This window comes from Thioalkalivibrio sp. (genome assembly GCF_041690275.1).
Classification (GTDB): Bacteria; Pseudomonadota; Gammaproteobacteria; order Ectothiorhodospirales; family Ectothiorhodospiraceae; genus Thioalkalivibrio.
This window is the reverse complement of record NZ_JAWLHP010000044.1, coordinates 1-25669: the sequence shown is the minus strand read 5'-3', so window position 1 is coordinate 25669 and position 25669 is coordinate 1. Positions and strand designations below refer to the sequence as shown.

At 68.1% G+C, this 25669-nt stretch carries 25 protein-coding genes and 2 pseudogenes; 13 read left to right on the top strand and 14 right to left on the bottom strand.

Annotated elements, in window-relative coordinates; translation table 11 throughout:
• Positions 1 to 317 precede the first annotated feature (317 nt).
• The 3 genes and pseudogenes from ACESMN_RS09710 to ACESMN_RS09700 form a co-directional block, all read left to right on the top strand.
• Positions 318 to 659, top strand: coding sequence for a DUF6883 domain-containing protein (locus tag ACESMN_RS09710; RefSeq protein WP_373053397.1), 342 nt, complete (start codon positions 318 to 320; stop codon positions 657 to 659).
• A complete protein-coding gene (locus ACESMN_RS09705; RefSeq protein ID WP_373053396.1) occupies positions 656 to 889 on the top strand; it encodes a DUF4926 domain-containing protein in 234 nt (77 codons plus the stop codon). The genes ACESMN_RS09710 and ACESMN_RS09705 overlap by 4 nt, the downstream gene beginning before the upstream one ends.
• A 71-nt stretch (positions 890 to 960) precedes the next feature.
• A pseudogene (locus ACESMN_RS09700) lies at positions 961 to 1293 on the top strand (transposase); the annotation flags it as partial.
• A gap of 84 nt (positions 1294 to 1377) precedes the next feature.
• Here ACESMN_RS09700 and ACESMN_RS09695 read toward each other — a convergent pair.
• The 8 genes from ACESMN_RS09695 to ACESMN_RS09660 all read right to left on the bottom strand — a co-directional run bounded on the left by ACESMN_RS09695 (position 1378) and on the right by ACESMN_RS09660 (position 7247).
• Positions 1378 to 1674 (bottom strand): DUF86 domain-containing protein, encoded by a 297-nt coding sequence (locus ACESMN_RS09695; protein ID WP_373053398.1) that lies wholly within the window; start codon positions 1672 to 1674, stop codon positions 1378 to 1380.
• Between the two features lie 69 nt (positions 1675 to 1743).
• Entirely contained in the window at positions 1744 to 2028 is a 285-nt protein-coding gene (locus ACESMN_RS09690) for a nucleotidyltransferase family protein (RefSeq protein WP_373053395.1), read from the bottom strand.
• A gap of 151 nt (positions 2029 to 2179) precedes the next feature.
• Positions 2180 to 2380 (bottom strand): DUF2283 domain-containing protein, encoded by a 201-nt coding sequence (locus ACESMN_RS09685; RefSeq protein WP_373053394.1) that lies wholly within the window; start codon positions 2378 to 2380, stop codon positions 2180 to 2182.
• Between the two features lie 52 nt (positions 2381 to 2432).
• Positions 2433 to 2594, bottom strand: coding sequence for a hypothetical protein (locus ACESMN_RS09680; protein ID WP_373053393.1), 162 nt, complete (start codon positions 2592 to 2594; stop codon positions 2433 to 2435).
• Positions 2595 to 2771: 177 nt separating this feature from the next.
• Complete coding sequence (locus tag ACESMN_RS09675; protein WP_373053392.1) at positions 2772 to 3197, bottom strand: type II toxin-antitoxin system VapC family toxin; 426 nt, start codon at positions 3195 to 3197, stop codon at positions 2772 to 2774.
• Positions 3197 to 3457: a type II toxin-antitoxin system Phd/YefM family antitoxin gene (locus ACESMN_RS09670; protein ID WP_373053391.1), complete on the bottom strand. Its 261-nt coding sequence runs from the start codon at positions 3455 to 3457 to the stop codon at positions 3197 to 3199. Before ACESMN_RS09670 ends, ACESMN_RS09675 begins: the two co-directional genes overlap by 1 nt.
• A gap of 140 nt (positions 3458 to 3597) precedes the next feature.
• A complete protein-coding gene (locus tag ACESMN_RS09665) occupies positions 3598 to 5466 on the bottom strand; it encodes a hypothetical protein (RefSeq protein ID WP_373053390.1) in 1869 nt (622 codons plus the stop codon).
• Between the two features lie 449 nt (positions 5467 to 5915).
• Positions 5916 to 7247: a TlpA family protein disulfide reductase gene (locus ACESMN_RS09660; protein WP_373053389.1), complete on the bottom strand. Its 1332-nt coding sequence runs from the start codon at positions 7245 to 7247 to the stop codon at positions 5916 to 5918.
• A 53-nt stretch (positions 7248 to 7300) separates the two neighbouring features.
• Between ACESMN_RS09660 and ACESMN_RS09655 the strand changes: the two genes are divergently transcribed.
• Positions 7301 to 7642 (top strand): cupin domain-containing protein, encoded by a 342-nt coding sequence (locus ACESMN_RS09655; RefSeq protein WP_373053388.1) that lies wholly within the window; start codon positions 7301 to 7303, stop codon positions 7640 to 7642.
• 450 nt (positions 7643 to 8092) lie between these two features.
• On the opposite strand, the gene ACESMN_RS09650 is transcribed toward ACESMN_RS09655, so the two are convergent.
• Complete coding sequence (locus tag ACESMN_RS09650) at positions 8093 to 8332, bottom strand: hypothetical protein (RefSeq protein ID WP_373053387.1); 240 nt, start codon at positions 8330 to 8332, stop codon at positions 8093 to 8095.
• 234 nt (positions 8333 to 8566) lie between these two features.
• Here ACESMN_RS09650 and gmk point away from each other — a divergent pair, with 234 nt between their 5' ends.
• From gmk to recG, 5 genes and pseudogenes are all read left to right on the top strand, one after another.
• Positions 8567 to 9217, top strand: coding sequence for a guanylate kinase (gene gmk, locus ACESMN_RS09645; protein ID WP_373053386.1), 651 nt, complete (start codon positions 8567 to 8569; stop codon positions 9215 to 9217).
• Between the two features lie 36 nt (positions 9218 to 9253).
• Positions 9254 to 9529: a DNA-directed RNA polymerase subunit omega gene (rpoZ, locus tag ACESMN_RS09640; RefSeq protein WP_373053385.1), complete on the top strand. Its 276-nt coding sequence runs from the start codon at positions 9254 to 9256 to the stop codon at positions 9527 to 9529.
• 12 nt (positions 9530 to 9541) lie between these two features.
• The gene (gene spoT, locus ACESMN_RS09635) at positions 9542 to 11716 is read left to right on the top strand and encodes a bifunctional GTP diphosphokinase/guanosine-3',5'-bis pyrophosphate 3'-pyrophosphohydrolase (RefSeq protein WP_373053384.1); all 2175 of its coding nucleotides are present in this window, start codon (positions 9542 to 9544) and stop codon (positions 11714 to 11716) included.
• A gap of 71 nt (positions 11717 to 11787) precedes the next feature.
• Positions 11788 to 12177 carry a RidA family protein gene (locus ACESMN_RS09630; protein WP_373053383.1) on the top strand — a complete coding sequence of 130 codons (390 nt, stop codon included), beginning with the start codon at positions 11788 to 11790 and terminating at the stop codon, positions 12175 to 12177.
• A gap of 10 nt (positions 12178 to 12187) precedes the next feature.
• Positions 12188 to 14272, top strand: a pseudogene (recG, locus tag ACESMN_RS09625) (ATP-dependent DNA helicase RecG); the annotation flags it as partial.
• Positions 14273 to 14301: 29 nt separating this feature from the next.
• Here the strand turns inward: recG and ACESMN_RS09620 are convergent.
• The 4 genes from ACESMN_RS09620 to pip form a co-directional block, all read right to left on the bottom strand.
• Positions 14302 to 15207: a lysophospholipid acyltransferase family protein gene (locus ACESMN_RS09620; protein WP_373053382.1), complete on the bottom strand. Its 906-nt coding sequence runs from the start codon at positions 15205 to 15207 to the stop codon at positions 14302 to 14304.
• An 87-nt stretch (positions 15208 to 15294) separates the two neighbouring features.
• Positions 15295 to 16086 (bottom strand): tRNA 2-thiocytidine biosynthesis TtcA family protein, encoded by a 792-nt coding sequence (locus ACESMN_RS09615; protein WP_373053381.1) that lies wholly within the window; start codon positions 16084 to 16086, stop codon positions 15295 to 15297.
• Positions 16087 to 16376: 290 nt separating this feature from the next.
• Positions 16377 to 16823, bottom strand: a complete 447-nt coding sequence (dtd, locus tag ACESMN_RS09610; protein WP_373053380.1) for a D-aminoacyl-tRNA deacylase — start codon at positions 16821 to 16823, stop codon at positions 16377 to 16379.
• Between the two features lie 94 nt (positions 16824 to 16917).
• Positions 16918 to 17868: a prolyl aminopeptidase gene (gene pip, locus ACESMN_RS09605; RefSeq protein WP_373053379.1), complete on the bottom strand. Its 951-nt coding sequence runs from the start codon at positions 17866 to 17868 to the stop codon at positions 16918 to 16920.
• Between the two features lie 455 nt (positions 17869 to 18323).
• Between pip and ACESMN_RS09600 the strand changes: the two genes are divergently transcribed.
• The 4 genes from ACESMN_RS09600 to egtD all read left to right on the top strand — a co-directional run bounded on the left by ACESMN_RS09600 (position 18324) and on the right by egtD (position 23264).
• Positions 18324 to 19307 (top strand): TAXI family TRAP transporter solute-binding subunit, encoded by a 984-nt coding sequence (locus tag ACESMN_RS09600; protein ID WP_373053378.1) that lies wholly within the window; start codon positions 18324 to 18326, stop codon positions 19305 to 19307.
• 95 nt (positions 19308 to 19402) lie between these two features.
• Complete coding sequence (locus ACESMN_RS09595; RefSeq protein ID WP_373053377.1) at positions 19403 to 21595, top strand: TRAP transporter permease; 2193 nt, start codon at positions 19403 to 19405, stop codon at positions 21593 to 21595.
• Positions 21596 to 21715: 120 nt separating this feature from the next.
• Positions 21716 to 22189 carry a universal stress protein gene (locus ACESMN_RS09590; RefSeq protein ID WP_373053376.1) on the top strand — a complete coding sequence of 158 codons (474 nt, stop codon included), beginning with the start codon at positions 21716 to 21718 and terminating at the stop codon, positions 22187 to 22189.
• 100 nt (positions 22190 to 22289) lie between these two features.
• A complete protein-coding gene (egtD, locus tag ACESMN_RS09585) occupies positions 22290 to 23264 on the top strand; it encodes an L-histidine N(alpha)-methyltransferase (RefSeq protein ID WP_373053375.1) in 975 nt (324 codons plus the stop codon).
• A 76-nt stretch (positions 23265 to 23340) separates the two neighbouring features.
• On the opposite strand, the gene uvrD is transcribed toward egtD, so the two are convergent.
• On the bottom strand, positions 23341 to 25542 hold the full coding sequence (gene uvrD, locus ACESMN_RS09580; RefSeq protein WP_373053374.1) for a DNA helicase II: 2202 nt from the start codon (positions 25540 to 25542) through the stop codon (positions 23341 to 23343).
• Between the last annotated feature and the right edge of the window lie 127 nt (positions 25543 to 25669).

The following is a 25669-nucleotide window of genomic DNA, read 5'->3' as shown; positions in this document are numbered from 1 at the left end:
AGGCGGCTTGATCGACCATCAGTTCGACGCACCTGGTCAGTTCGTTCGCGTTTGGCACGGGTGCTTGGCAGCCGTTTGCTGCGCTTACCCAGTCAGCGTCATCAGAGGCTCGTGAATCCAGGATAAACGGCGCCTCGCGGCGTGCGGGAGCGTTTTTTGGGGCGAAGAGCCCCATTCGACAATCAGATCGTTCGCAACCGCAGATCGTACTGGCAGATCTGCCAACTCGGGCCTGACGCCAGTGTTGGAGCGGATAGTCCCTTATCTGCCGGGGTTTCCGCGGAGGTTGTCGGGATTGATCGAGGTTTGCATGAGAGATGAAGGGCATGAAGCTTGAGGCCTTGCATGTGGAGGACGCGAAGGTCAGGGACTATCTGCTGAGTAGCAGCCATCCCGTCGGGCGGTTCAAGGCGCGGTTTTTTCGATCGCTGGGTTTTACGGAGGAAAACTGGCCCGAATTGAAAACCTCCCTTCTCTGTCTTGGGCGCGATGGTATGGTGACTGGCCCATTGCCCAGCGACCATGGAAGCAAGTATCTCGTATCTGATAGTCTGACTGGGCCAAACGGAAGAAGCGCGACCGTTCTGACCGTCTGGATCGTGTTGGAACACTCGAAGACGGCGCGCTTGGTGACAGCAATGCCAGGAGACAGGACATGACGCTGAATCTGCTGGATGTGGTCATTCTGCAGCGAGATTTACCTGAGCACGGTCTGGCTGCCGGTGATCTGGGGACGGTTGTCGAACTGTATGGCGACACGGCTGCGGACGTTGAGTTCGTCCGTGCTTCCGGGCGTACTCAGGCGCTGGTGGAGCTGGCGATTTCGGATCTGCGCGAGGTGGGCGATGCAGACTTGCTGACCGTGCGGCAGGTTGAGCGCGTCGCCTGAAGCTGGAGAACCCGGCGTTCCAGCGCGCCGACAGCGATTCCAGCGGCTGGAATCCCACCTGAACGCCCCGCCCCCACGCACCGCTCATGCCCTTCGATGCCACCGGCCGCATGGCGGCGGCGATTCCCTTCGCCTTCGACGACTACCTGGAACTGGTGGATGCCACCGGCCGAGTGATCCGCGAGGACAAACGCGGCTTCATCCCCGGCGAAACCCCGAGGCTGCTGGAACGGCTCGCGATCGACCCCGAGCAGTTCGTCGCCACCGCGGGCCGGATGCTGCGCCAGTTCGGCAGCGCCATTGGCACGCCGGCGCACATCACCGATCTCTGCGCGGCCCGTCAGGCGCGGTATCTGCGCGGGATGGGGGCTGCGCGTGCGCTGTTCGAGAGGCGGGCGGCCTGACCAACCCTTCAGGCCCGGAGGGATGCGCCGTAACAGCCATTTTGTTCAACGGATACACGCCGACGGACCGGTGCCTTCAGCACCTCATTCGCGCAGGCGCTCGAGAGCGGCCCGGAGGGGCGGCAACTCAACCTCCACCACAGTCCAGATCGTCTCCATATCGAGGCCAAGATAATCGTGTACGACGATATTGCGGAAACCAGCAATCGCCCTCCAGGGGATTTTCGCTTCCACAGATTTGGCCTCCTGCGACAGCCGCTGACTCGACTCCGCCAGCACTTGGAGATTCCGAACGACCGCGTCCTGTATCAGCCGTGAGCCAAAGAACCGGTCTCGTTGGAGCTGAGTGTATTCCTCCACCCGGGCAATACAATCGAGCATGTGCTCGACATAGACATGGTCTGTTGCGCGATCCGGTATCAAAGTTGTTCTGGCGACCGCCCCAGCCGATTACAAGAGCTCTGCTTCGCAGAGCACGCGTTCACGCAGGGCAGGGTTCAGCGCCGATCTCGTAACGATATCCACCCGCCTGCCGAGCAAGTCCTGGGCATCCATGAGCATGGCCCCGAGCACGAACGCGGACGTCCCTGGGGGCGCATCCACCAAGAGATCGACATCGCTGTTCATGTCAGCATCACCCCTAGCCATAGACCCGAACACGTGCACGCTCCGTAACCCATAGCGCGAGGCCAAGGCCTTAAGCTCCTTTCGATGTTTCTGGACGACTGGATGCATGCGCGTTCCCGATCCGGTGTTCCGAAGTTTACTACCCCTGCAGCGTCCCAGGTCTCGTCCCCGAGTACTCTTGGGGAAACCGGGACATGCGGAAAACTCCGGGACACCCACTTTGCTCGCCCCTCAGGCGGCGATGACGGGACTTGGGCGTTCAGGCCGTCTGGAATCGCATGAGGGCGAGTTCCCCTTCGGCTACCCGAGAAGACACATTCAAGAACTCGATCCCAACGATCTGATCGTTCTCGTCGTAGTCCAGAATGACCCCCGGCCGCACTTCTTCCGAATCGACAATTCGGGATTCGTCCAACCGGAAATACAGTGCATCCACATCCCTATCCAACTTGATTTTCATGTCTGTCGACTCAGTCTGCGATCGAGAAAGACCGTTATGCGTTTCGAGGGCGTCACTGCGATGCGACATTCACGACAACTGTGAGCCAACGTCCGCCGCTCTCGGGAATCTGCTTGATGAAATGCCGAGTCCCGTCGCCTTTGTCCTCGGTGCGGTCGGGAAATTCCGTGGCGCGATCGGCCCATTCAGCCGGGATCCCGCGTTCGACCAGCATCTGCCGGAAATGCGCTGTGTCCTCCAAGCCTGCAGACTAGGGGACAGCCTCCTCTTCGTCCACTGGTCCGAACAGGTGCTGAGCGCGGATCGTGTGGAGGATGTGGTGGGAACCGGGCGCACCAGCCAGGATGACCCGAAAGCGTCACCCCGGACTTGATCCGGGGTCCGTGCCGCGTCAGACAGAGCCCTTGGCGCGAGTGTTCCATGGGTTGAGAACAGCGACGCCGGTGGGCTCGAAGTGCCGAACATGGCGTGTCACGACGGTCAGTCCATGCTCCTGAGCGGTCGCGGCAATCAGCAGGTCGGCACCATCGTGGCCGATCGCCGCCGAGAAACGCCCCCGGCGGCGAGCGACTTCCGTCTCAATTCCGAGAATGCGATCCGCATACAGGCGAAGGATCCTGTCCAGCCAGGCGGTCAGGTTGTTCGCGAACTCAGCGTTCCTGGTCTGCTGGAGCTGAATGCCACGTTCGATCTCACCAATCGTGACCACGCTGAGAAACAGATCGGAGGGGCGCTGACCTGCAATCCAATGCACCACCCCGGGATCGCGCTCACGACGGCGGAGTTCCGAGAGAACAACGGTGTCCAGCAGATACATCAGAAGTCGACATCGCGCTGCCGCAGGGGCACCCGCTCGAACGGTTGATCGTCCTGTGGCAGCTCGAGCAGCAGCTTGTTGAACGGAGGTGCCGCCGCCTTCTCCAGGCGCTGCAGACGCTCGAAGACCTCGGCCGAGAGAACGACGCCCACCCGTCTGCCGCGTCGCGTTACCCACTGCGGCTCACCGCGCTGGGCGGCATCAACGACCGCACTGAAACGATTCTTGGCGTCCTGAAGAGACCATGTGGGCTCGGTCATGATTTCTACCTGTCTAGATGATCTGTCTAGATTGTAGAAGCGCGCACCAGTGTGAACAAGCAAAACGGGGACCGATCTATTTCCAGGAGCCCCGGACACTCACCTTTTGCGTGCATTTTCCCGTTACCGGGTCCGATCCTCTATCGGGATCGCAAGGGGTTGGGGAACTCCCCCAGGCTCAGCGCGTGGCTGATGCGACGAATGGACTTGAGCGTCACGGTGTACGGCTTGCCGAACAGGTCGAACCTGATGTGTGCTCCGCGGTGAAAGGCATCGGGCGCGAAGAGGAGCACACCCACCTCGGGGCGCCCGCGATCACGGAAGAAGAAGCCAGGCTCGACGACATCGACCGGCGTCTCGTAATCAATGAGATGCAGCCGGGTCGGCCAGCAGGCATCCGCCAGGTACTCGGCGCCAAGAGAGACATGTCCATCGTTCCCGAAGCGTAGCCAGCGGATCAGGCCGAGCTTCCACAGGATCTTCTCCTGGTCCGCCATTCGGATCGCCAGCAGGCTGCCGCTGTAGAGCCGCTGCGTCGGGGCCTGGAGCAGCAGCGAGACGTTCCCGGCGCCGACGTTCCTGAGCCAGGCGGGGGTGAGCCTGGCGTCCCGGATTTCAGCTGGCCGGGCCTCGGCATTGGCGTGCAGCCCGATATCAAGCTCGAAACTGGCATTGTGGATTGCAGCTGGCTCGTCATCGGCATCCGCTTGCTCATCAACCTCGCGCGCGGCGGATTCCCAGGTGTCCACCAGGTGCTGAAAACGCCTCGGCGAAAGCCACTCCACTTCCCGCAGGACCGGAGGGGCGTTGCCCCCGACGTCCATCGCATCCCGTGCCTCGCGGTAGCCGAGGCCGGCCTTGAAGACGTCCGGTATCCCGAGCGGGTCATCGACCGATGCGGCAAAGAAGCCGCCCGGCATCATGTCCGACATCATGCCGGAGGGGGATCGCTTGCAGTGGATGTCGGCGTGCACCAGCGCATGGCTCTCGAACAGCCCGGTCACCGCCACGAGCGGGCCGGCGTGGGCGGGCCCGTCGTTGAACTGGGTGGCGAGCGGGACCGCCCAGCGCTTGCGCAGGCGCTTGTCCAGGGGCTCCGTGCCCTGCTGGTCAGCCGGTGCCGCCTTCGGCGGCGCGGCGCGCAGTGTCGCCAGGACCGGCTGCAACTCGATGACGCGGGCGTTGGCATCGCCCGCGGGCGGCGCGCCGGCGATGAGCGACGGTGGCTCGTCGCTGTCCAGCGACATCCAGAGCCTGGACGAGGTGTCGGGCATGGCGCCGGGATCGGTGACCGCCGTGCACTGCACCGGCACCGACTGGATCCAGTGGGCCAGCGCTTCCATCTCCCCGGGCTGCAGCGTGCGGCTCCGGCTGGACGCCAGGACGCCTATACGGGCCGCAACGCGGTCGATGCTGTCCGGAACGAACGCAAGCCCCGCCGCATCCTCGGCGCTCGGGTCCGCGACCACGCCGAGCTCCTCCGCAACCGCCAGCATGCGATGAATCCGGTGCCATGTCCCCTCTGGCTCCGACTGGTTCAGGCGCCACCCGTGCAGACACAGGCCTCCGGTCAGCGCCAGGGCCCGGCGGAGCGCCCGACCAGGGTCGGGGGCGGAGGGCTGCCGCTGATCCAGGCCTTCCTCGACGAGTCGCAGTTGGGCAAACGCCAGTTCCTGCAGGAGCTCCTCATGGGTCTTCGCGAGCCGTTTGTCGTCGCCTTCCAGCGGCGGCTGCAGCGCACGCATTTGCCCTTCGATCCGGCCGAGGATCGCGGCTGCGCGCGCATCGAGCAGCCCGGTCAGCTCCAGAAGCTCCGCAGGTTCGAACGGGGTGCGGTTCAGGATGCGGGCGGTATCGAGCACCCGCTTGGCCGATCCCGCCGGATCATCGGCCGACACCCGCTCGAGCCACGCGGCAAGATGCGCCGGGGTTGCACCCGGCGCGCCGTCCGCCGTTGCCGCTGGCCGCGCCGGGAGATCGAATCCCGGAGATGGCTGCCCTTCGTTCATTCTGACCGCTGCTCCCTCGACAGAATTTCCCAAACGATCTGGACGGGAACCTACACCCACGGACAGCGCAGCGAAAGCCCCCTTCGGTATACCCGCAACGCGCCCACCCGTCGCCCCGGGCACCCCAATGATAAGCCAAGACAACCCTCCGGGGTCGGACCAAGGCAAGCTACTGATTAGACGCGCAAAGAGCTCGAATTTCAGCGCCGAGGAACCCTTAGAGGCCCGTTTTTGGCGGCAAAACCGCGGCTCTATGAGCCCGGCAGCCCCTCGAAAGCCATTTTCGGCCCGGAAATGGGAGCCCCTGAGCCATTGCGGCGCGCGGCATGGGGTTAGGCGCCAAGGGAAGGGCGGGGTGGGCACGCCTTCGACACCTTAGAGCTGCATTTTCGCCCCCAAAAACGCAGCTCTAAGGCCGAAAGTGCCCGCATCTTTAACCATATTATCCATTAATACCAATTACTTGCGTTGGTCCGACCCCGGAGGGCGTCGATGACCTGGCGGACGGCGTCGGTGTCCCATTCGATGGCGGTGTTGACCGAGTAGCGGATCCGGCCCTCTCGGTCGAGGATGAAGGAGCTCGGGAAGGCGAAGACGCCCCATTCGTCGGATACCCGGCCGTCCTGGTCCATCAGCACCGGAAAGTCCACCTCGACCTCCCGCATGAACTCCAGGATATGCTCGGGCTCCTCGCGGTAGTTGATGGACACGATCCCGAATTCCCGCTCGTCGTAGGCCGCGGCCAGGCGGTTCATCGAGGGGATCTCGTGTACGCAGGGCGGACACCAGGTCGCCCAGAAGTTGACCAGGGTGATCCGGCCCCGGTTATCGGCGAGTTCGTGACGGTTGCCACGGGCATCGACAAGCGCGTACTCGGAAGCCGGCCGTGGCTCGCGTTCGATCAGGCCGTAGGCCGGGGCAATCGGCGTCTCCGCCCGTTCGTCGAGCGCCGCCACCTCGGTCGGGCGCGGGGCGGCGGCGAGCAGCCGCGCCGCCTCGAGCAGCTGGTTCGGCGTGTCCATGATCGCCTGGCGCACCTCCTGCGGCATGGCGCCCGCCGTGGTGGTGTCCAGGGCCTTGTTTTCGGCCTCGTCCGAATGCAGCAGGTAGTAGTCCCGGACCTGATCGATCATCCATGCATACGCCGGGCTTCCGGCAGCGTAAAGGGTCTCAAGCAACTCCCCGAGGCGGGCGCGGTTGCTGCCCATCGCCGGCTGGAAGATGGCCACCGGCATGTTGGTGGCGGCGACGATGCCCAGCAGCTCGGGCTCTTCTCCGGCCACCGGGGTGCCGCGATAGAGGTTGGGGAACAGCAGGATCCCCCCGGCAACGGCGGTGGTATCGCCGCCCCCCTCCTGCCAGGCCCGCAACCCGCGCAGCAGCGGCACGCTCATGCGGTCGCAGGTGACCAGGACGATGGGGCCGCGGCCCGAACGCACGGCGGCGTCGAGCAGCGCCGCGACGGCCGTACCGTCCATATTTCGGATCGCCTCGCTGCTGCGCTGGAGCAGCAGGGACTCCAGGAGATCCGTGCGCCAGACGGTGGCGCCGCGCTCGGCCAGGACCTGGATCACCGCATTCGGTGTCTCCAGTTCGCCATACTGATTCACCAGCCACAGGAACAGCGGTCCCTGACCCTGGGCACCGGCTTCGTGGACCTCCAGACGATCACCACCGTCGAGCTCCACGGTGAAATCCGCCCGGACCACGCCCGCTGCCAGGACCAGAGCCATCGCACAGAGCCATTTGGGAGAGAAAGACACCTGAGGCACGCCCGCCATGAGTAAAGTCACCGGATGTCCGAGTCTAGACAACCAGCCCAGCGAGGAAATTCATGAGCGATTTCGACGGCATCATTCCCGGCAATCTCTTCGCCGCGTTACCGACCCCGAGCGACGGCGAGGCCTTCGAGGCGATCCTGCGCTGCCGCAACGTGCGCCTGGAGCGCATCGTCAGCAGCGACCGCCCGGAACCGACGCTCTATGACCAGGCCGCGGACGAATGGGTCTGTCTGCTGCAGGGTGAGGCCGAACTCCGGGTCGAAGGCCAGGCCATGTGCCTGAAACCCGGCGATCACTGCTTCATCCCCGCGCACACGCCGCACCGCGTGGTTCGCACCTCGGCCGATCCCCCCTGCATCTGGCTGGCCGTGCACATCGAGCGCCACTCAGGCTGACCCCGGGGTCGGACCAAGACAAGCATCTGATAAATATACGATTATCATCGATTACGGACCTGCCATGGGCCTTAGAACGCCATTTTTGCACCTGAAAAGGCCCCTCCAGGCCAAGCCGGCGGCGCGTTCGCGAGCCGGCTCGCTCCTGCAGGGGGGCTCGTGGGAGCGGCTTCCAGCCGCGATGCGGCGTTGTGTCGAATGCCCAGGGCCATCGCGGCCAGAGGCCGCCCCTACACGAAGCCAGCCTGCTGGGCGGCATTCCCCGGCGCCGGATCGCCGAGCGGGCTCGCTCCCCACAAAGAAGCATCCGGCCGATTTCGGCGCGATTTTCTTATCGACCCCTTTTCGGGCATGAAAATGGCGCTCTAAGGGGGAAAAAGCCCCGGATTTGAGCACCAATTTGTAGAAAGAACAGGGACTTGCCTTGGTCCGACCCCGCCCGGTCCGGGGTTAGCGGGGCCACCAGCGCCAGGGGAAGGTGCGGCAGGTGGTGGGGGGGCGGGTTGGGGGGGCGGCGGGCTGGCCGTAGGCGAAGCTGATGAGTTCCTTCATGCGCTGGCGGTCGCAGATCTCCTGGCTGATCTGTTGGTCGGCGGAGATCGAGCGGAGGATGTGCAGGCGGTCTTCCGGGCACAGTTGCCGATCGACGAATGCGTTCAGCATCTCTTCACTGATTCGTGGTCTGGCCATGAGTCATCTCCTGGTTCGCTGCCTGTCGGCTTCCATGCAATTTACAGGCCGTGAACGGGGCAAGCGGCCGGCGAAAATGCGGTTTTCCTGTGCCGAAGGACGCCTGGCGCCCGTTGTGCATTCCTCCGGTTGCGGTCGGAAATGTGCACGGCGGACGTCCCGGAACCCGGGAGCTGGCGGGAGAACCGGCGCCCTCAGTACACTCGAGGCCCCGCACCGACACCCGGAAGACCGATGACCGACCCCGATTCGATGCCCCGCGGCACGCTCTACATCGTCTCCGCGCCCTCCGGGGCCGGCAAGACCAGTCTCGTTGCGACGCTGCTGGAACAGCTGGAGGACGTGGTGCTGTCCGTGTCGCACACCACCCGCAAGCCGCGCCCCGGCGAGGTGGACGGCGCGCACTACCACTTCGTCAGCGCGGAGCGCTTCCTGGACATGATCGAGGCCGGCGATCTGCTGGAGCACGCGAAGGTCTTCGACAACTTCTACGGCACCTCGCGCGCGGCGGTCGAGGCGCAGATGGACGGGGGGCACGACGTGATCCTGGAGATCGACTGGCAGGGGGCGCGGCAGGTCCGGGCCGCGATCCCCGAGGCGCAGTCGATCTTCATTCTGCCGCCGTCGCGCACCGAACTGGAGCGGCGCCTGCGCGCACGCGGGCAGGACGACGAGGCCGTGATCCAGCGACGGCTGCGCGACGCGGAGTCGGACAGCTCCCATTACCACGAGTACGACTACACCGTGGTCAACCGCGATTTCCGCGACGCGGTGCAGGACCTGGCCAGCATCTTCCGCGCGAACCGGCTGCGCACCGCCGAGCAGGCGACCCGCAACCGCGCGATGATCGCCTCCCTGTTGGCGGGAACGCGCCCCTCGGCGTAAGATGGTGGGCCGTAACTGACTCATTCTGGATTCGAAATGGCCCGTATCACCGTCGAGGACTGCCTCGAACATGTCGACAACCGCTTCGAGCTGGTGCTGATGGCCGCTCGCCGCGCCCGCCACATTGCCCACGGCAAGGAGCCGCGGGTGCCGGACGACAACGACAAGCCCACCGTGATCGCGCTGCGCGAGATCGCCGAGGGGCTGGTCGGTCAGGAGGTATTCGACGAGCCGGACGAGCGTCCGCAGCCGCAGATGCTGGACTTCAGCACCATTCGGCACCTGGAGCAGCTGGACGCCGACGACCGCTGAAGCTGACCCGCCATGAGCTCCGCGCTTCCAGCCGTCGGGGCCGTCGCAGAACCGTCCACCGACTCCACGCGCTTTCTGATCAGCGACCTGTGCGCTGAACTGGAGGCCTACCTCGGGCCGGGGCAGATTCACGAGATCTATCGGGCGTACCTGTTCGGGGCGGAGGCCCACGAGGGCCAGACGCGGAAGACCGGGGAACCCTACATCTACCATCCGCTCGCCGTCGCCCGGACCATGGGCGAGATGCGGATGGACCACAAGGCCATCGTCGCGGCCATCCTCCACGACGTGATGGAGGACACCCAGACCAGCAAGGAACGCATCCGCACCGAGTTCGGCGAGGAGGTCGCCGACCTGGTCGATGGCGTCTCCAAGCTCACGCACCTGAGTTTCAGCAGCAAGGCCGAGGCGCAGGCCGAGAACTTCCGCAAGATGATGCTCGCGATCACCCAGGACATCCGGGTGATCCTGATCAAGCTCGCCGACCGGCTGCACAACATGCGCACCCTCGGCGTGATGCGCCCGGACAAGCGCCGCCGCATCGCCGCCGAGACGCTGGAGATCTACGCGCCGATCGCGCAGCGCCTGGGCATGAACCGGGTCCGCCGCGAGCTGGAACGCCTCGGCTTCGCCGCGATGTACCCGCACCGCTTCGCCGTGCTGGAAGAGGCGGTGCAGCGCGCCCGCGGCCACCGGCGCGAGCCGATGCAGAAGATCGAGGCGTCGATCACCCAGCGAATGGAGTCGGCCGGCATCGAGGCGCGCATCTTCGGCCGCGAGAAGGGCCTGTACAGCATCTACCAGAAGATGAGGGAGAAGCGGCACTCCTTCCGGGAAGTGATGGACGTCTTCGCGGTGCGCATCGTGGTCGCGGACGTCGATGGCTGTTATCGCGCGCTGGGGGTGGTCCACAACCTCTACAAGCCGGTGCCCGGCCGCTTCAAGGACTACATCGCGATCCCGAAGTCCAACGGTTACCAGTCGCTGCACACGGTGCTGTTCGGTCCCCACGGCAGCCCGATCGAGGTGCAGATCCGCAGCGGCGAGATGGACCGCGTGGCCCAGAGCGGCATTGCCGCGCACTGGCAGTACAAGGCCGGGGACGATCTGGCGATGACCGCCCAGACCCGGGCCCGCGAATGGCTGAAGGACGTGCTCGAGATCCAGGACAACGTCGGCAGCTCGATCGAGTTCCTCGAGAACGTGAAGGTCGACCTCTTCCCCGAGGAGGTCTACACCTTCACCCCGGCGGGCGAGATCATGGTGCTGCCGCGCGGGGCCACGCCGGTGGACTTTGCCTACGCGGTTCACTCCGACGTCGGCAACCACTGCGTGGCCGCAAAGGTCGATCGCCAGCTGGCGCCGCTGTCCGCGCGCCTGCAGAGCGGGCAGACGGTCGAGATCGTCACCGCGAAGGGCGCCCGCCCGAACCCGGCCTGGCTGTCGTTCGTGGCCACCGGCAAGGCCCGCTCGAGCATCCGGCACTGCCTCAAGAGCCTGCAGGCCGACGAGGCGATGGTGCTGGGCCGGCGCCTGCTGGAGCGGGCGCTGGGCACGCTGGGACAGAGCCTCGGGCAGGTCTCGCCGGCACGCATGAACGAGGTCCTCGATGCGTTGAAGCTCGCGGATGTGGATGCGCTGCTGGTCGACATCGGACTCGGCAACCGGATGGCCACGCTGGTCGCGCGCCAGCTGGTGGATCAGGAATCCCTGCCGGCGGAAGACGTCTGCGACAGCACCGGCGCCGTGCTCGCGGTGAAGGGCACCGAGGGGCTGGTGGTGAACTACGGCCGCTGCTGCCGCCCGATCCCGGGCGACCCGATCATCGGCCTGCTGAGCGCCGGCCGCGGGCTGGTGGTGCATCGCGAGAACTGCCGCAACGTCGCCGAACAGCGGGAGCGCGCGGGCCGCACGGTCGCGCTGGAGTGGTCCAACGAGCCCGGCGCGGAGTTCGCGGTGTCGGTCCGCGCGCAGACCGCCAACCGCCGCGGCGCGCTCGCCGAGATGGCCGCGGTAATCGCCGACCACGGCTCGAACATCGAGCACATCTCCTTCAACGAGGGCGATGGCCACACCACCGCGATGACCTTCACGCTGACCGTCCACGACCGCCGCCACCTCGCGCAGATCATGCGCTCCCTGCGGCGCCTGAACGACGTGCTTCGCGTCCAGCGCAACAAGGGCTGAGCGCCCCGCATTGCGGCAGGACTGCCGCCGCCGGTATCTTCCCGGTTTCGCCCGCAAGGAGGAGATGCAGCATGACGCGAGAGATCATCAGGACAGACGCCGCACCGGCCGCCATCGGCACCTACTCCCAGGGGGTTCGCGTCGGCGACACGGTTTATGTCTCGGGGCAGATCCCGCTTCAGCCGGCCACCATGGACCTGGTCGAAGGGGACATCGAAGTTCAGATCCGACAGGTCTTCGACAACCTCGCTGCGGTGGCCGGCGCCGCAGGCGGCACCCTGAACGACGTTGCCCGGCTGAGCGTCTTCCTCACCGATCTCAGCCACTTCCCGCTGGTGAACCAGGTGATGAGCGAGTACTTCAGCGAACCCTACCCCGCGCGTGCGGCGATCGGCGTGGCGGCCCTCCCCAAGGGCGCGGAGGTCGAGATGGACGCGATCCTGTACCTGCCGCGGCCCTGACCCGCAACCCACAGCGCGACCGCGGCGAATGGATCTCGACGCTCCGCTGACCCGCCTCAAGGGCATCGGCCCGAAACAGGCCGAGCGCCTCGCGCGCCTCGGTCTCGAGCACGCCCATGACCTGCTGCTGCACCTGCCGCTGCGCTTCGAGGACCGCACCCGCCTGACGCCGCTGGCGCATCTGCGTCCGGGCACCTCCGCGCTGTTCGAGGGCACGGTCGAGAGCACCGAGATCGCCCACGGCCGGCGCCGCATGCTGCTGGTGCGCCTGGAGGACGGCGGCGCCCGCGTGGTGCTGCGCTTCTTCCACTTCGGGACGGCACAGCAGCGGTCCTTCGCCGCGGGGGTGCGGGTGCGCTGCTTCGGCGAGATCCGCGGCCTGCCCGGCGGCCTGGAGTGCGTACATCCGGAATACCGCATCCTGCGCGGGCCGCCACCGCCGCTGGAGTCCGCGCTCACGCCGGTCTACCCCGCGGCAGAGGGCATCTCCCAGCGGCTGCTGCGGGACCTGGTCGCGGCGGCGCTGCCGGAGGCGGAGCGCCTGCAGGACGTGCTGCCGGAGCTGCGGAAGGAGGGCCTGCCGAGCCTGTCCGAGGCGCTGCGGGGGCTGCACCAGCCGGCCGCGCCGGACGCCGAGGCCCCGCTGCTGGAACCGGGCGCGGCCAACGGACGCAGTCGCGCCCTGACCCGGCTGGCGCTGGAGGAACTCTGCGCCCACCAGCTCGCGCTGATGCTGAACGCCGGCTCGCGGCCGCAGGGCCGCGCTCCGGCGCTGCGGCCCGGCGGGTCCCTCTGGCCGCGGCTGCTGGAGGACCTGCCGTTCACGATGACCCGCGCCCAGGAACGCGCGATCGCCGAGATCCGCGCGGACCTTGCGCGCGAGGTGCCGATGAACCGCCTGCTGCAGGGCGATGTCGGCTCCGGCAAGACGCTGGTCGCGGTCGCGGCCGCGCTGACCGCGATCGAGTCCGGCTACCAGGTCGCCTTCATGGCCCCGACCGAGCTGCTCGCCCGCCAGCACGCGCGCAATCTCGGCGCGTGGCTGGATCCGCTGGGGATCGGCCTGGCCTGGCTCGGCGGGCGGCAGCGCAAGTCCGAGCGCGAGGCCCTGCTGCAGGGACTGGCCGCGGGCGCGCAGGATCTGGCCGTCGGCACCCACGCGCTGTTCCAGGAGTCGGTGGCCTTCGCCCGCCTGGGGCTCGCGATCATCGACGAGCAGCACCGCTTCGGGGTGCACCAGCGCATGGCGTTGCGCGACAAGGGCAGCGGGCCGGTTCCGCACCAGCTGATCATGACCGCGACGCCGATCCCGCGCACGCTGGCGATGTCGCTGTACGCGGACCTCGACCAGTCCGTGCTCGACGAGCGCCCGCCCGGTCGCACGCCGGTGAAGACCGCGCTGATCAGCAGCGAGCGCCGCGAGGAGGTGATCGAGCGCATCCGGGTGGCCTGCGGCGAGGGGGTACAGGCCTACTGGGTCTGCCCGCTGGTGGAGGAGTCCGACGTGCTCGAGGCGGAGGCCGCCGAGAGCACCGCCGAGCGCCTGCGCGCAGCCCTGCCGCATCTGCGCATCGAGCGCGTGCACGGGCGCATGAAGGGCGGCGACCGCGACGCGGTAATGAACGCCTTCCGCCGCGGCGGAATCGACCTGCTGGTCGCGACCACGGTGATCGAGGTCGGCGTCGACGTGCCCAATGCCAGCCTGATGATCATCGAGAACGCCGAGCGCATGGGCCTGTCGCAGCTGCACCAGCTGCGCGGCCGCGTCGGGCGCGGCCGGCGGGCCAGCGCCTGCGTGCTGCTGTACCGCCCGCCGCTGGGCGAGGTCGCGCGCGAGCGGCTGGAGGCGATGCGCCGCACGGACAACGGCTTCGAGATCGCCGAGGTGGACCTGAAGATCCGCGGCCCGGGCGAGATGCTCGGCACCCGCCAGACCGGGGACCGCGCCTACCGCGTCGCCGACTGGGCCCGGGACCGCGACCTGATGGACGCCGCCACCCGCCTCGCCCAGCAGGTCCTCCCCGACCGCCAGCGCACCCAGACCCTGATCCGCCGCTGGCTCGGCTCCGCGGTGCACTACGGGAGCGTGGGATGAACCTCACCCCCGGCCCTCACCCCCGGCCCTCACCCCCGATACGGATCGTGACCCCCCGGTGGCGGGGGCCGGAAGCGCTTGTAGGCCCAGTTGTACTGCTCGGGGCATCGGCGGACCAGGGCCTCGACCAGGCGGTTGATCTCGGCGGCGGCGCGCTCGGGATCGGGGTCGGCGATCCCGGGACCGGCCTCGAGTTCGTGATAGCGGAAGCCGCGGCCCCGGGCGAGGCGTTCGGCGAAGGCAAAGACCACCCGGTCGCCGCGGCCGCGGAGCAGCCGGGGCAGCAGGGTCATGGTCAGCGCGGGCCGGCCGAAGAAGGGCGCGAAGACGCCGGTGGCCCGGCGCGGACTCTGGTCCGGGAGCAGGCCGATGAGCTCGCCGCGGTCGCGCGCGCCCTGCAGCTGGCGCAGCCCCTCGCGGCTGGCCGGAGCCAGGCGCGCGCCGGTGGCGGCACGGGACTCGCGGATCCAGCGGTCGATCCCGGGCATCGACAGCGGGCTGTAGAGGCTGGTCATCGGTCCGTAGCTCGCCGCGTGCAGGCCGGCGAACTCCCAGGAGCCCAGGTGCGGCGCGACCAGGAACAGGGCCTGGCCCTCGGGCCGGTCACCGCCCGGGTCGCAGACCGCGGGATACCGGGCCAGGCGCCGCAACCGCTCCGGCCCGGCGCGCCAGAGCCACGGGGCCTCCGTCAGCGCCTTGCCCATCTCCATCAGCGAGCGGCGCGCAACCCTGCGCCGCCAGCGGGCGTTCTGCTCCGGAAAGCACAGGTCCACGTTGACCCGGGCCACCCGCGCCATGCGCGTGCCGGAGATCCACGCGAACCAGCCGAGCGCGGCACCCAGTGCGTGGTTGACCGAAAGCGGCAGGACCGCCAGCAGCCGGAGCAGGACGCCGAGGACCCGATCCCTGAACCCTCCGGCGGTCCGCCGGCTCACGGGTGGTCGACGCCGGCACGGGAACGGCCACCCTCGCCGGGGGCCGGTCCCTCCACGGCCCGGTGCACGCCGCGCGCGATGCCCACATCAACCCTCATGGCCAGCCGCCACCCCTGACGATGGCACGGCGCGCCCGTCTTCCCGTTCGGGCGGGTCGTCCGCGCGCATCAGCGGGTCCATCGCGGTGCGCAGGTTGCGGAACAGGCGTGGATGCAGGTCCTCCTCGCGGGCCAGCAGGGCCTTCATGTGCTCGCGCTCGGTCGGTTTCGCAAAGCAGGCGGGGCAGCTGTCCGGAATCACCGGGAGTTCCGCGGCTGCCGCGAAGTCCCGCGTCTGGCGCTCGCGCACGTAGACCAGCGGCCGGATCACGCGCAGATCACCCGCATCGATCCGGTAATGGGCCTTCATCGTGCGCAGCTGGCCACCGTGGAAGGCGCTCATCAGGAAGCTCTCGGCGAGGTCGTCCAGGTGCTGGCCGAGCGCGATCACGTTGTAGCCCTGCTCGCGCGCGGTGCGATAGATCAGGCCGCGCTTCATCCGCGCGCAGAAGGCGCAGAAGGAGTCCTTGCCCATGTGCCGTTCGGCCAGCTCGGCAATCGGCTCGGACACGAAGAAGTACGGGACGCCGAAGGCCGCGAGGTAGTCGCGCAGGCGACCGGGATCGAAGCCCTCGATCCGGGGATCGATGGTCACCGCGCCCACCTCGAAGCGCACCGGGGCCCGGCGGGCGAGGTTGCGCAGCAGCCACAGCAGGGTCAGGGAGTCCTTGCCGCCGGAGAGCCCGACCAGGATGCGGTCGCCCTCGCGGATCATGTCGAAGTCGGCGATCGCGCGGCCCGCGAGGCGACGGATGGATTTCGGAACCTCGGGCGTGTTCATCGTGGGGGGAACATAACCGGAAAGGGGCTGTGTGGCCACCGGGGGATGGTCATCAGAGTCTCCCCAGCCCCCACCCGAAAAAAGCCGTAGGGTGGGCAAAGCGCAGCGTGCCCACCAGTTCACCCCCATGGGGTGGGCAAAGCGCAGCGTGCCCACCAGTTCACCCCCGTGGGGTGGGCAAAGCGCAGCGTGCCCACCAGTTCACCCCCGTGCCGTTCGGTGGGCACGCTGCGCTTTGCCCACCCTACGGACCTACGGATCCGGGGCGCGGGTGGAGGCCGACGCCACCACTACCCCGCACGGGTCTGCAGCCAGAAGGTCACGGGACCGTCGTTGATCAGCGCGACCTGCATGTCGGCGCCGAAGCGGCCCGCGGCGACGACCGGGTGGGCCTCGCGGGCGCGGGAGAGCAGCAGCCCGAAGAGTTCGGTCCCCAGCTCGGGCGGGGCCGCACCGCTGAAGCTCGGCCGCATCCCCTTGCGGGTGTCGGCGGCCAGGGTGAACTGCGGGACCAGCAGCAGTCCGCCGCCGGTGTCGCGCAGGCTGAGGTTCATGCGCCCCCGTGAATCCGCAAACACGCGATAGCCCAGCAGCCGCTCCAGCGTGCGCTCCACCGCCGCGCGCGTGTCACCCGCCTCCACCGCCACCAGCGCGAGGATCCCCGGGCCGATCGCCCCGGCCACCTCACCGCCGATGCGCACGCTGGCCTCGGACACCCGCTGGATGAGTGCAATCACGCCGCTGCCCCCCGGACCGGAGTACCGCGCGCCGCCGGCCGGGTCGGCACGCGACCTGCAGAGAGCTTCCGGAACCGGCCGACCCGGCGCCGCCTCATCCAAAGCGCCCGACCAGGGCGTCCGTGGCCTTCACCAGTTCCCGTGCGATGCCGGGTTCCGCCGCCGAGTGTCCGGCATCCGGCACGATGCGCAGCTCGGCCTGTGGCCAGACCCGATGCAGCGCGACCGCCTGCTCGACCGGGCAGACCACGTCGTAGCGACCGTGCACGATGTAGCCGGGGATTTCGGCCAGCCGGCCCGCGTCCCGCAGCAGATGGTCCGGTTCGAGGAAGCTGTCGTTGAAAAAGTAGTGGCACTCGATGCGGGCGAGACTGACGGCGACCGAGGGATCGGCAAAGTGGGCAACGACATCCGGGTTCGGGCGCAGGCAGGAGCTGCTGCCCTCCCAGACCGACCAGGCCTGCGCGGCCCGTTCGCGCAGCTCGCGGTCGGACCCGGTCAGGCGGCGATGATAGGCGGCCACCATGTCGACCCGCTCCTCGTCCGGGATCAGCTCCCGGAAGCGGGCCCACGCCTCCGGGAACAGGCGGTCGGCACCGGACTGGTAGAACCACCGGATGTCACGCGGGCGGCACAGGAAGATCCCGCGCAACACCAGCCCGAGGACCCGGTCCGGGTGGGCCTGGGCATAGGCAAGGCCCAGCGTCGAACCCCAGGACCCCCCGAAGACCACCCAGCGCCGCACGCCGAGCGACTCCCGCAGACGCTCGATGTCCTCGACGAGGTGGGGCGTGGTGTTGGCCTCCAGACCCGCATGCGGGGTGGAGCGGCCCGACCCGCGCTGGTCGAAGAGCACGATGCGGTAGCGGGCGGGATCGAAGAAGCGCCGGTGCCAGGGCTCGCAGCCGGAGCCCGGCCCGCCGTGCAGGAAGACCACCGGCAGCCCGTCCGGATCGCCGCAGGTCTCCCAGTACAGCCGGTGACCGTCGCCGACATCGAGGGTGCCGGTCTCGCCGGCCTCGATCGGTGGGTAGAGCGTTTCCATCACCACGCCTTCGGGTTCGAGAGCCCTGACAGTGTCGCCAAAAACCGGCCCGGAAGTCACGCCGCCGGGGCTGCGCACGGCGTCCGCCGTTACCCATCGCCGCGACCCGCGGTGCCGTCGCCCGGCGTCCCGACCACCTGTGCCAGGTCCGGGGACCGCGACCGGCGGGACGGGGAATTCCCGAGTACCGCGGACCCCCAATCGAGACTTCGCGGATATTCTGATGATATAAGTGCGGGAAGCCGTGCCCTGGGCGTCGCGCCGGCCTGGACGACGTCCCGGGCTCCGTCCCGGCCCGTTCGGCGTCTGTGCCGGGCAGGGTCGGCCGGTTCGGTCCCGGAGCGGCTCGCCGGCGCATTCAGCCGGCCGGAAACAGACGGAACGGGGCAATCCCGATCTCCGCGCAAAAACACAGAATGGACCGACTGCACGGTCCGGAAGAGGAGACGACGATCATGAACCACAGACTCACCCGCTGGCTGATCGTGGTGGCCACGACCCTGGTGCTGAGCACTACCGGCGCCATCGCACAGGACCGCAGCGACTGGCCGAGGAGCCTCACCATCGGTACGGCAAGCGTCGGGGGCGTGTACTTCGTTTACGGCAATGGCCTCGCAAGCTTCATCGGGGAGGCCCTCGATATCTCCGCGAGCGGCGAGATCACCGGCGGGCCGGTGCAGAACGCCACTCTGGTGCAGATGGGAGAACACGACATCGGCCTGGTCACCATGGGCCCGATGTTCGAGGCCTGGACCGGCGAGAGCGAACTCGCCCCCGGCATCCCGCACACCGACGTGCGGGCGCTGTTCCCGATGTACGAGACCCCGTTCCACGGCATCGCGCTGAGCCGCAGCGGCATCGAATCGGTCGGCGATCTCGATGGCATGCGGGTGAGCGTGGGTCCGGCCGGCGGTACCGCGGGCACCTACTGGCCGCGGTTCCTGGAGACGCTGGAGGTGGATGTGCGTCCGTCGTTCACTGGCGCCTCCGATGCCGCCAGCCAGCTGAAGGATGGCCTCATCGACGCCTTCACGTTCGCGGCGGGCGTGCCGATCGGCGCCTTCTCGCAACTCGCCGCCGAGACCGACGTGCGCACCTTCGGCTTCACCCCGGAGGAACTCGAGACGATCCTCGAGGAGTTCCCGGAGGTCGCGTCGTACACCATTCCGGCGGGCACCTACTCGGGACAGGAGACCGACGACCACACGGTGGCCATGTGGAACTTCGCGGTCGCCCACAGCGACATGCCGGAGAGCCTCGCCTACGAGATCACCCGGCTGGTGATGGAAAACAACGATCGCATGGTCCAGATTCACGCGGCGGCCCGGGCGACGCTGCCCGAAAACTGGGACAACAACAGCTTCCTGCCCTTCCATCCGGGGGCGGTGCGCTACTTCGAGGAACAGGGAATCGAGATTCCCGAAGACCTCCAGGGATGACGCACCCGCGCGTCTGATCGACCGGGCCAGAGGCTGCAGTTCCTGCGGCTCTGGCCCGTTTTCTTTGCGCTCGAGAAATCGCCAGAAGGGTCCCGATGACCACCGATGTGCCCCGAGACCGAAAGCCGGACGGCGACGGCCCCGATCCGGACGTCACCGTTCCCGTAACCGCCCAGGCCGGCGCCGTCGATGCCGAGGTCGTCACCGCGAATCAGCGGGTCTTCGTTGGCATTCTCGGTACCGTGTTCGCGGGTGCCTGCGTGCTCTACACCGCCTTCCACATCGGCGTGATGAACGTCTACCCGCTGGAGACCTGGGTCTATCGCCTGATCCACGTCTCCGGCGGCCTGACGCTCGGCTTCATCTTCTTCTCCGCGCGCGCCTTTCCGGCCGAGGGCAGCGGGGAGCGTCCCGCGACCCGTCTGGAATGGGCACTGCTGCTGCCGGCCGCGGTCGCGATCTTCACCGCGCTGGTGCAGATCACCTATGCCCTGCTCGCCGATGCCCGCGTACCGACCGGGGCACCGGCGGACCAGATGCTGCTGACCTTCGGCTATCCGATCATCACCGGCACGGTGCTCGCGATCCTCGCCGCCTGGACCTCCCCGGTCCGCGATCGGAGCCGACTGCCCCTGCCCGACCTGCTGCTGGCCGTTGCCGCGATCGCGGTGGGCCTGTACATCATCGGACATGCCGAGTTCCTGCGCTTCCGCGCCAGCGTCTTTCCGCATCCGAACGACATGTACGCGTCGATCGCGGGCATCCTGCTGATCCTCGAGATGACCCGGCGGCTGGCCGGACTGCCGCTGGTGATCATCGTGGCGATGTTCATTGCCTACGGCTTCGTCGGCCCGTGGCTGCCCGGCGTGCTCGAACACGGCGGCTACGCGCCGGCCCGCTTCTTCGCCTTCATCTACACCGACAACGGGGTCCTCGGGCCAACCACCGCGGTGTCCTCGACCTACATCATCCTGTTCATCACCTTCGCGGCCTTCCTGCAGGCCAGCCGCGTCGGCGAGTATTTCGTGAATTTCGCCTTCGCCGCGGCCGGGGGTGCGCGCGGCGGACCGGCCAAGGTGGCGGTCTTCTCCTCGGGCCTGATGGGCATGATCAACGGCACCTCGGCCGGCAACGTGGTGTCCACCGGCTCGCTGACCATCCCGCTGATGAAGCGGGTCGGCTACCGGCCGCAGACGTCGGCGTCGATCGAGGCCGCGGCCTCCTCCGGCGGCCAGGTGCTGCCACCGATCATGGGCGCCGGGGCCTTCATCATGGCCGAGATCACCGGCATCGCCTACACGGAGATCGTGATCGCGGCGATCATTCCGGCGGCGCTGTACTTCCTGTCCGTGTACTTCATGGTGGACAAGGAGGCGCTGAAGCTGGGCATGCGCGGACTGCCGCGCAGCGAGTTGCCCCAGTTCGCCACCATGGCCCGCCGGGTCTTCCTGTTCATCCCGGTGATCACGCTGATCGGTGCGCTGTTCATGGGCTACTCGGTGATCCGCGCCGGCACGCTCGCGATGGCCGCGGCCGCGGCGGTGAGCTGGCTCACCCCCTTTCGCATGGGACCGAGGCAGATCGCCTATGCCCTGGAGATCGCGGCGCGGATGTCGCTGCAGCTGGTGGCGGTGTGCGCCGCGGCCGGTGTGATCGTCGGCGTGATCGCGCTGACCGGCGTCGGGGTGCGGTTCTCCTCCCTGCTGCTTGCGGTCGCCGGCCAAAGCCAGATCCTCGCGCTGATGTTCGCGATGCTGGTGGCGATCATCCTCGGGATGGGCATGCCCACCACCGCGGCCTACGCGGTGGCCGCGAGCGTGATCGCACCGGGCCTGATCCGGATGGGCATCGATCCGCTGACCGCGCACTTCTTCATCTTCTATTTCGCGGTGATGTCGGCGATCACGCCGCCGGTGGCGCTGGCGGCCTACGCGGGGGCCGCGATCGCCCGCTCGGATCCGATGCGCACCAGCGTGGAGAGCTTCAAGATCGGCCTGGCCGCCTTCGTGGTCCCGTTCATGTTCTTCTACTCGGCCCCGATGCTGATGCAGGGCGAGTGGCACGAGAACCTGCATGCCTTCCTGTCCGCGGCGCTGGGGATCTACCTGCTCGCCTCGTCGATCCAGGGCTGGTTCTTCGGCCGGATCAACTGGGTGGTGCGGGCACTGGTGCTGGGGGCCGCGCTGGCGATGATCGGCGGCGGCCTGCAGTCGGATATCATCGGTCTCAGCGTCGCCGCGGTGGTCTTCGCGGCGCAGAGGTTGCTGCTCAACCCGGCGCGGGCCTAGCGGGACGGCGCCCGTCATTGCGAGCGAAGCGAATACTCCCGGCGGCGGATCGGCCGCCGGTGCGTCCGGCAGGGGTCCCCGGGACAGCCGGAACCTCTGCCCTGTTTCGAGGGGAAGTGAATGTATCGACACATATTCGTCGCGATCGATGACAGTCCGACGTCGCGCCAGGCCCTGAAGGAGGCCATCTCGCTCGCCCAGATCCACGGGGCCACGCTCGAGATCGGGCACGCGATCGACGAGAACCTGGTGCATGTCTTTCACTCGACGGGTATGGACACGACCACCCGCAACGAACTCAAGCAGGCGCTGCACGCGAATGCGGCCGACTGCCTCGAACGCGCGGCAGAGCGCGCCCGACGGGCCGGCGTGAAGGCGGAGTCGTCGCTGCTTCCCGGGCACGGCGAGCACAGCGCCGATCTCATCGCCGCTGCTGTCGAGGAATCCGGGGCCGATCTGCTGGTGGTCGGCTCGCACGGGCGCCGCGGGGTGCGGCGGCTGCTGCTTGGCAGCGTGGCGGAGAACCTTGTGCGCAAGGTCAATGTCTCGATCCTGGTGGTACGGGGTCCGGAAGCGACGGAGGAGAAGGAATGACGGCAATGCAATGCAGCGTCCTGGTGGACAGGCCGGGACATCCGCGGCACCAACGGCCTTGCGGTGGCACCCGCCACCGCTGCGGCCGCAGGTTGCTGCCATGACCAGCGAGATCATCCGGTTTCACGACCTGCACCCCACGGAGGCCGACTTTCGGCGCGAGGTGCTGACGGGCCTGCGCGAGCGGCCGCGGCGCATCGCGCCGAAGTTCTTCTACGACGAGCGCGGATCGAAGCTCTTCGACGCGATCACCGAGGCGCCGGAGTACTACGTGACCCGCACCGAGAGCGAGATCCTGCAGCAGCGCGCGGACGAGATCGCGCGGACGGTCGGCACCGGCGGCCTGCTGCTGGAACCGGGCGGGGGCAGCTGCGCCAAGGTCCGGATCCTGCTCGAGGGCCTCGAACCCTGTGCCTACGTGCCGATGGACATCTCCCGGAATCACCTGCGAATGGCCGCGGAAGAGGTTGCGGCCGACTTCCCCTGGCTGGAGGTGCATGCGGCGCACACCGACTTCACGCGGCGCATGGAGGTCCCGCCGACCGCCCCCGAGGGACCGCGGGTGGCGTTCTTCCCGGGCTCGAGCATCGGCAACTTCGATCCGGAGCATGCGGTGGAGTTCATCGCCGCGGTCGCCGACCTCGTCGGTCCCGGCGGGCACTTCCTGATCGGGGTGGACCTGCGCAAGGAAAAGGCCCTGCTCGAGGCCGCCTACGACGATGCGCAAGGAGTCACCGCGGCCTTCAACCTGAACCTGCTGGAGCGTATCAACCGGGAGCTGGGCGGGGATTTCGATCTGCAGCACTGGCGCCACCGGGCCGTCTACAACGAGACCGAGGGCCGGGTGGAGATGCACCTGGTCAGCGCGAGGAATCAGCGCGTCAGGATCGAGGACGAGGTCTTCGACTTCGCTACGGGCGAGACCATCCATACCGAGAACTCGTACAAGTACGGGCTCGACGAGTTCGAGGGTCTGGCCCGCCGCGCGGGCATGGAGACGGTGGGCGTGTGGACCGATCAGCGGGGCCTGTTCAGCGTGCACCTGCTGCGGAACACGGCGCTGACGCAGGAGTAGCCGACTTTCTCCCCTCTCCCGCTTGCGAACAGGTCCGCCGCGGACGGATTTGCAGATCTGTCCCGGGGGGAGGACCTCAGGCGATCGGTTCCAGCCGCGCGAAGCTCAGCACCAGCCACTTCGCCCCCGCGCCGGCGAAGTTCACCTGTACCCGGGCCGATGCGCCGCCGCCCTCGTACTGGGTGATCACGCCCTCGCCGAACTTTGCGTGGCGAACGCGCGACCCGATCGCGAGTCCCGCCTCCGCGGCAGCGGCCCGCTTCGGGTCCATCCCGGTGCCGCCTGCGCGTCGTGCCGCGGCAAACCGCCCGGCCGGCCGGATCCGTGCCTGCGGGCGCAGCGGTTCCACCAGCTCCTCCGGCAGTTCGCGCAGAAAGCGCGAGGGCATGTTGTAGGACTCGCGGCCGTAGAGCCGCCGGCTCTCGGCATAGGCCAGGTACAGCTCCTGCTCGGCCCGGGTCATCCCGACGTAGGCGAGCCGTCGCTCCTCCTCCAGCCGACCCGGCTCCTCCAGCGAGCGCGCGTTGGGAAACAGCCCCTCCTCCAGCCCGACCAGGACGACCAGCGGGAACTCGAGTCCCTTCGCCGAGTGCAGGGTCATCAGCTGCACCGCGTCCTCGTGGGGATCGGCCGCGCCTTCGCCGGCCTCCAGCGCCGCATGGGCGAGAAACTCCGTGAGGCCGCCGGGCCGCTCCTCGGCATCCGCGGGCCACTCCTGCTCGAAGGCGCTGGCCGCGCCGATCAGCTCGTCGAGGTTCTCGAGTCTTGCCTGGCCGCGCTCGCCCTTCTCGTTCGCGTAATGCTCACGCAGGCCCGAGCGATCGATCGCCCCCTCCACCTGGTGCCCCAGGGATCGGTCAGCGGGCATCCCGGCGAGTTCCATGCGCAGCTGCAGGAATCCGAGCAGTGCATTGCGCGCACGCCCGGCCAGCAGGCCGTCCTCCAGCGCCTTCAGCGCGGCATCGTGCAGGCTGAGGTCCTCCCGCTGCGCCAGCTCGCGCAGCTCATTGAGCGTCTTCTCGCCGATCCCGCGCGGGGGCTGGTTCACCACCCGCAGGAAGGCGGGATCGTCGTCGGCGTTCGCGGCCAGGCGCAGGTAGGCAAGCGCATCCCTGATCTCCTGGCGCTCGAAGAAGCGCAGGCCCCCGTAGACCCGGTAGGGCATGCGCCGCGCGATGAAGGTCTCCTCCAGCACGCGCGACTGGGCATTGGAGCGGTAGAGCACCGCGCACTCCCGGTGCTGACCGCCCTGCTCCACGTGCCGGGCGACGGTCTCGGCGACGAAGCGCGCCTCGTCCTGCTCGTTGATCGCGGCGAACAGTCGCACCGGCGCGCCATCGCGTCCCTCCGTCCACAGTTCCTTGCCCAGCCGCCCGGCGTTGTGGCGGATCAGGGCGTTCGCGGCCTTGAGGATGTTGGCGCTGGAGCGGTAGTTCTGCTCCAGCCGGATCACCCGGGTGCCGGGAAAGTCCCGCTGGAAGTGCTGCAGGTTCTCGACCCGCGCGCCGCGCCAGCCGTAGATGGACTGGTCGTCGTCGCCCACCGCGAAGACCGGGGACTCCTTGCCGGCCAGCAGGCGCAGCCAGGCGTACTGGATCTCGTTGGTGTCCTGGAACTCGTCCACCAGCAGGTGACGGAAGCGATTGCGGTAGTGCGCGAGCAGATCGTCGTTGTCGCGCAGCAGTTCCAGCGCGCGCAGCAGCAGTTCGGCGAAGTCGACCCCCCCGGCACGGGTGCAGGCCTGCTCATAGGCGGTGTACACGCGCACCCACTGGCGCGAGACCGGATCGCCGCTGTCCGGGAGGTGCTCGGGCCGACGGCCCTCGTCCTTGCGCGCGTTGATGAACCACTGGGCCTGCCGCGGCGGCCAGCGCGCCTCGTCCAGCTCCAGCGCGCGCAGCACGCGACGGATCATGCGCAGCTGATCATCGCTGTCGAGGATCTGGAAGCCCTGCGGCAGCTTCGCCTCCTGCCAGTGCTGGCGCAGCAGCCGGTGCGCGAGGCCGTGGAAGGTACCGACCCAGAGCCCGCTGACGGGCTGGCCGAGCAGGGTCTCGATGCGCCCGCGCATCTCGTTCGCGGCCTTGTTGGTGAAGGTCACCGCAAGCAGGCTCCAGGGCGCGATGCCCTCGACCTCGATCAGCCAGGCGAGACGGTGCACCAGTACCCGCGTCTTGCCGCTGCCGGCGCCGGCGAGCACCAGCGTCGGCCCCGGCGGCGCGGCCACCGCTTCGCGCTGGGCGGGATTCAACGGGTCGAGGAGGCGGGAGACGTCCATCGGCGAATGGTAGCAAATGGATGCCCTGCAGGAGGCCGGTCCCCGGGGGATCCCGCGGCGGCGCATTCGCGAGCAGGCTCGCTCCTACAGAGGTCGTCGTAGGAGCGGCTTCCAGCCGCGATGCGAA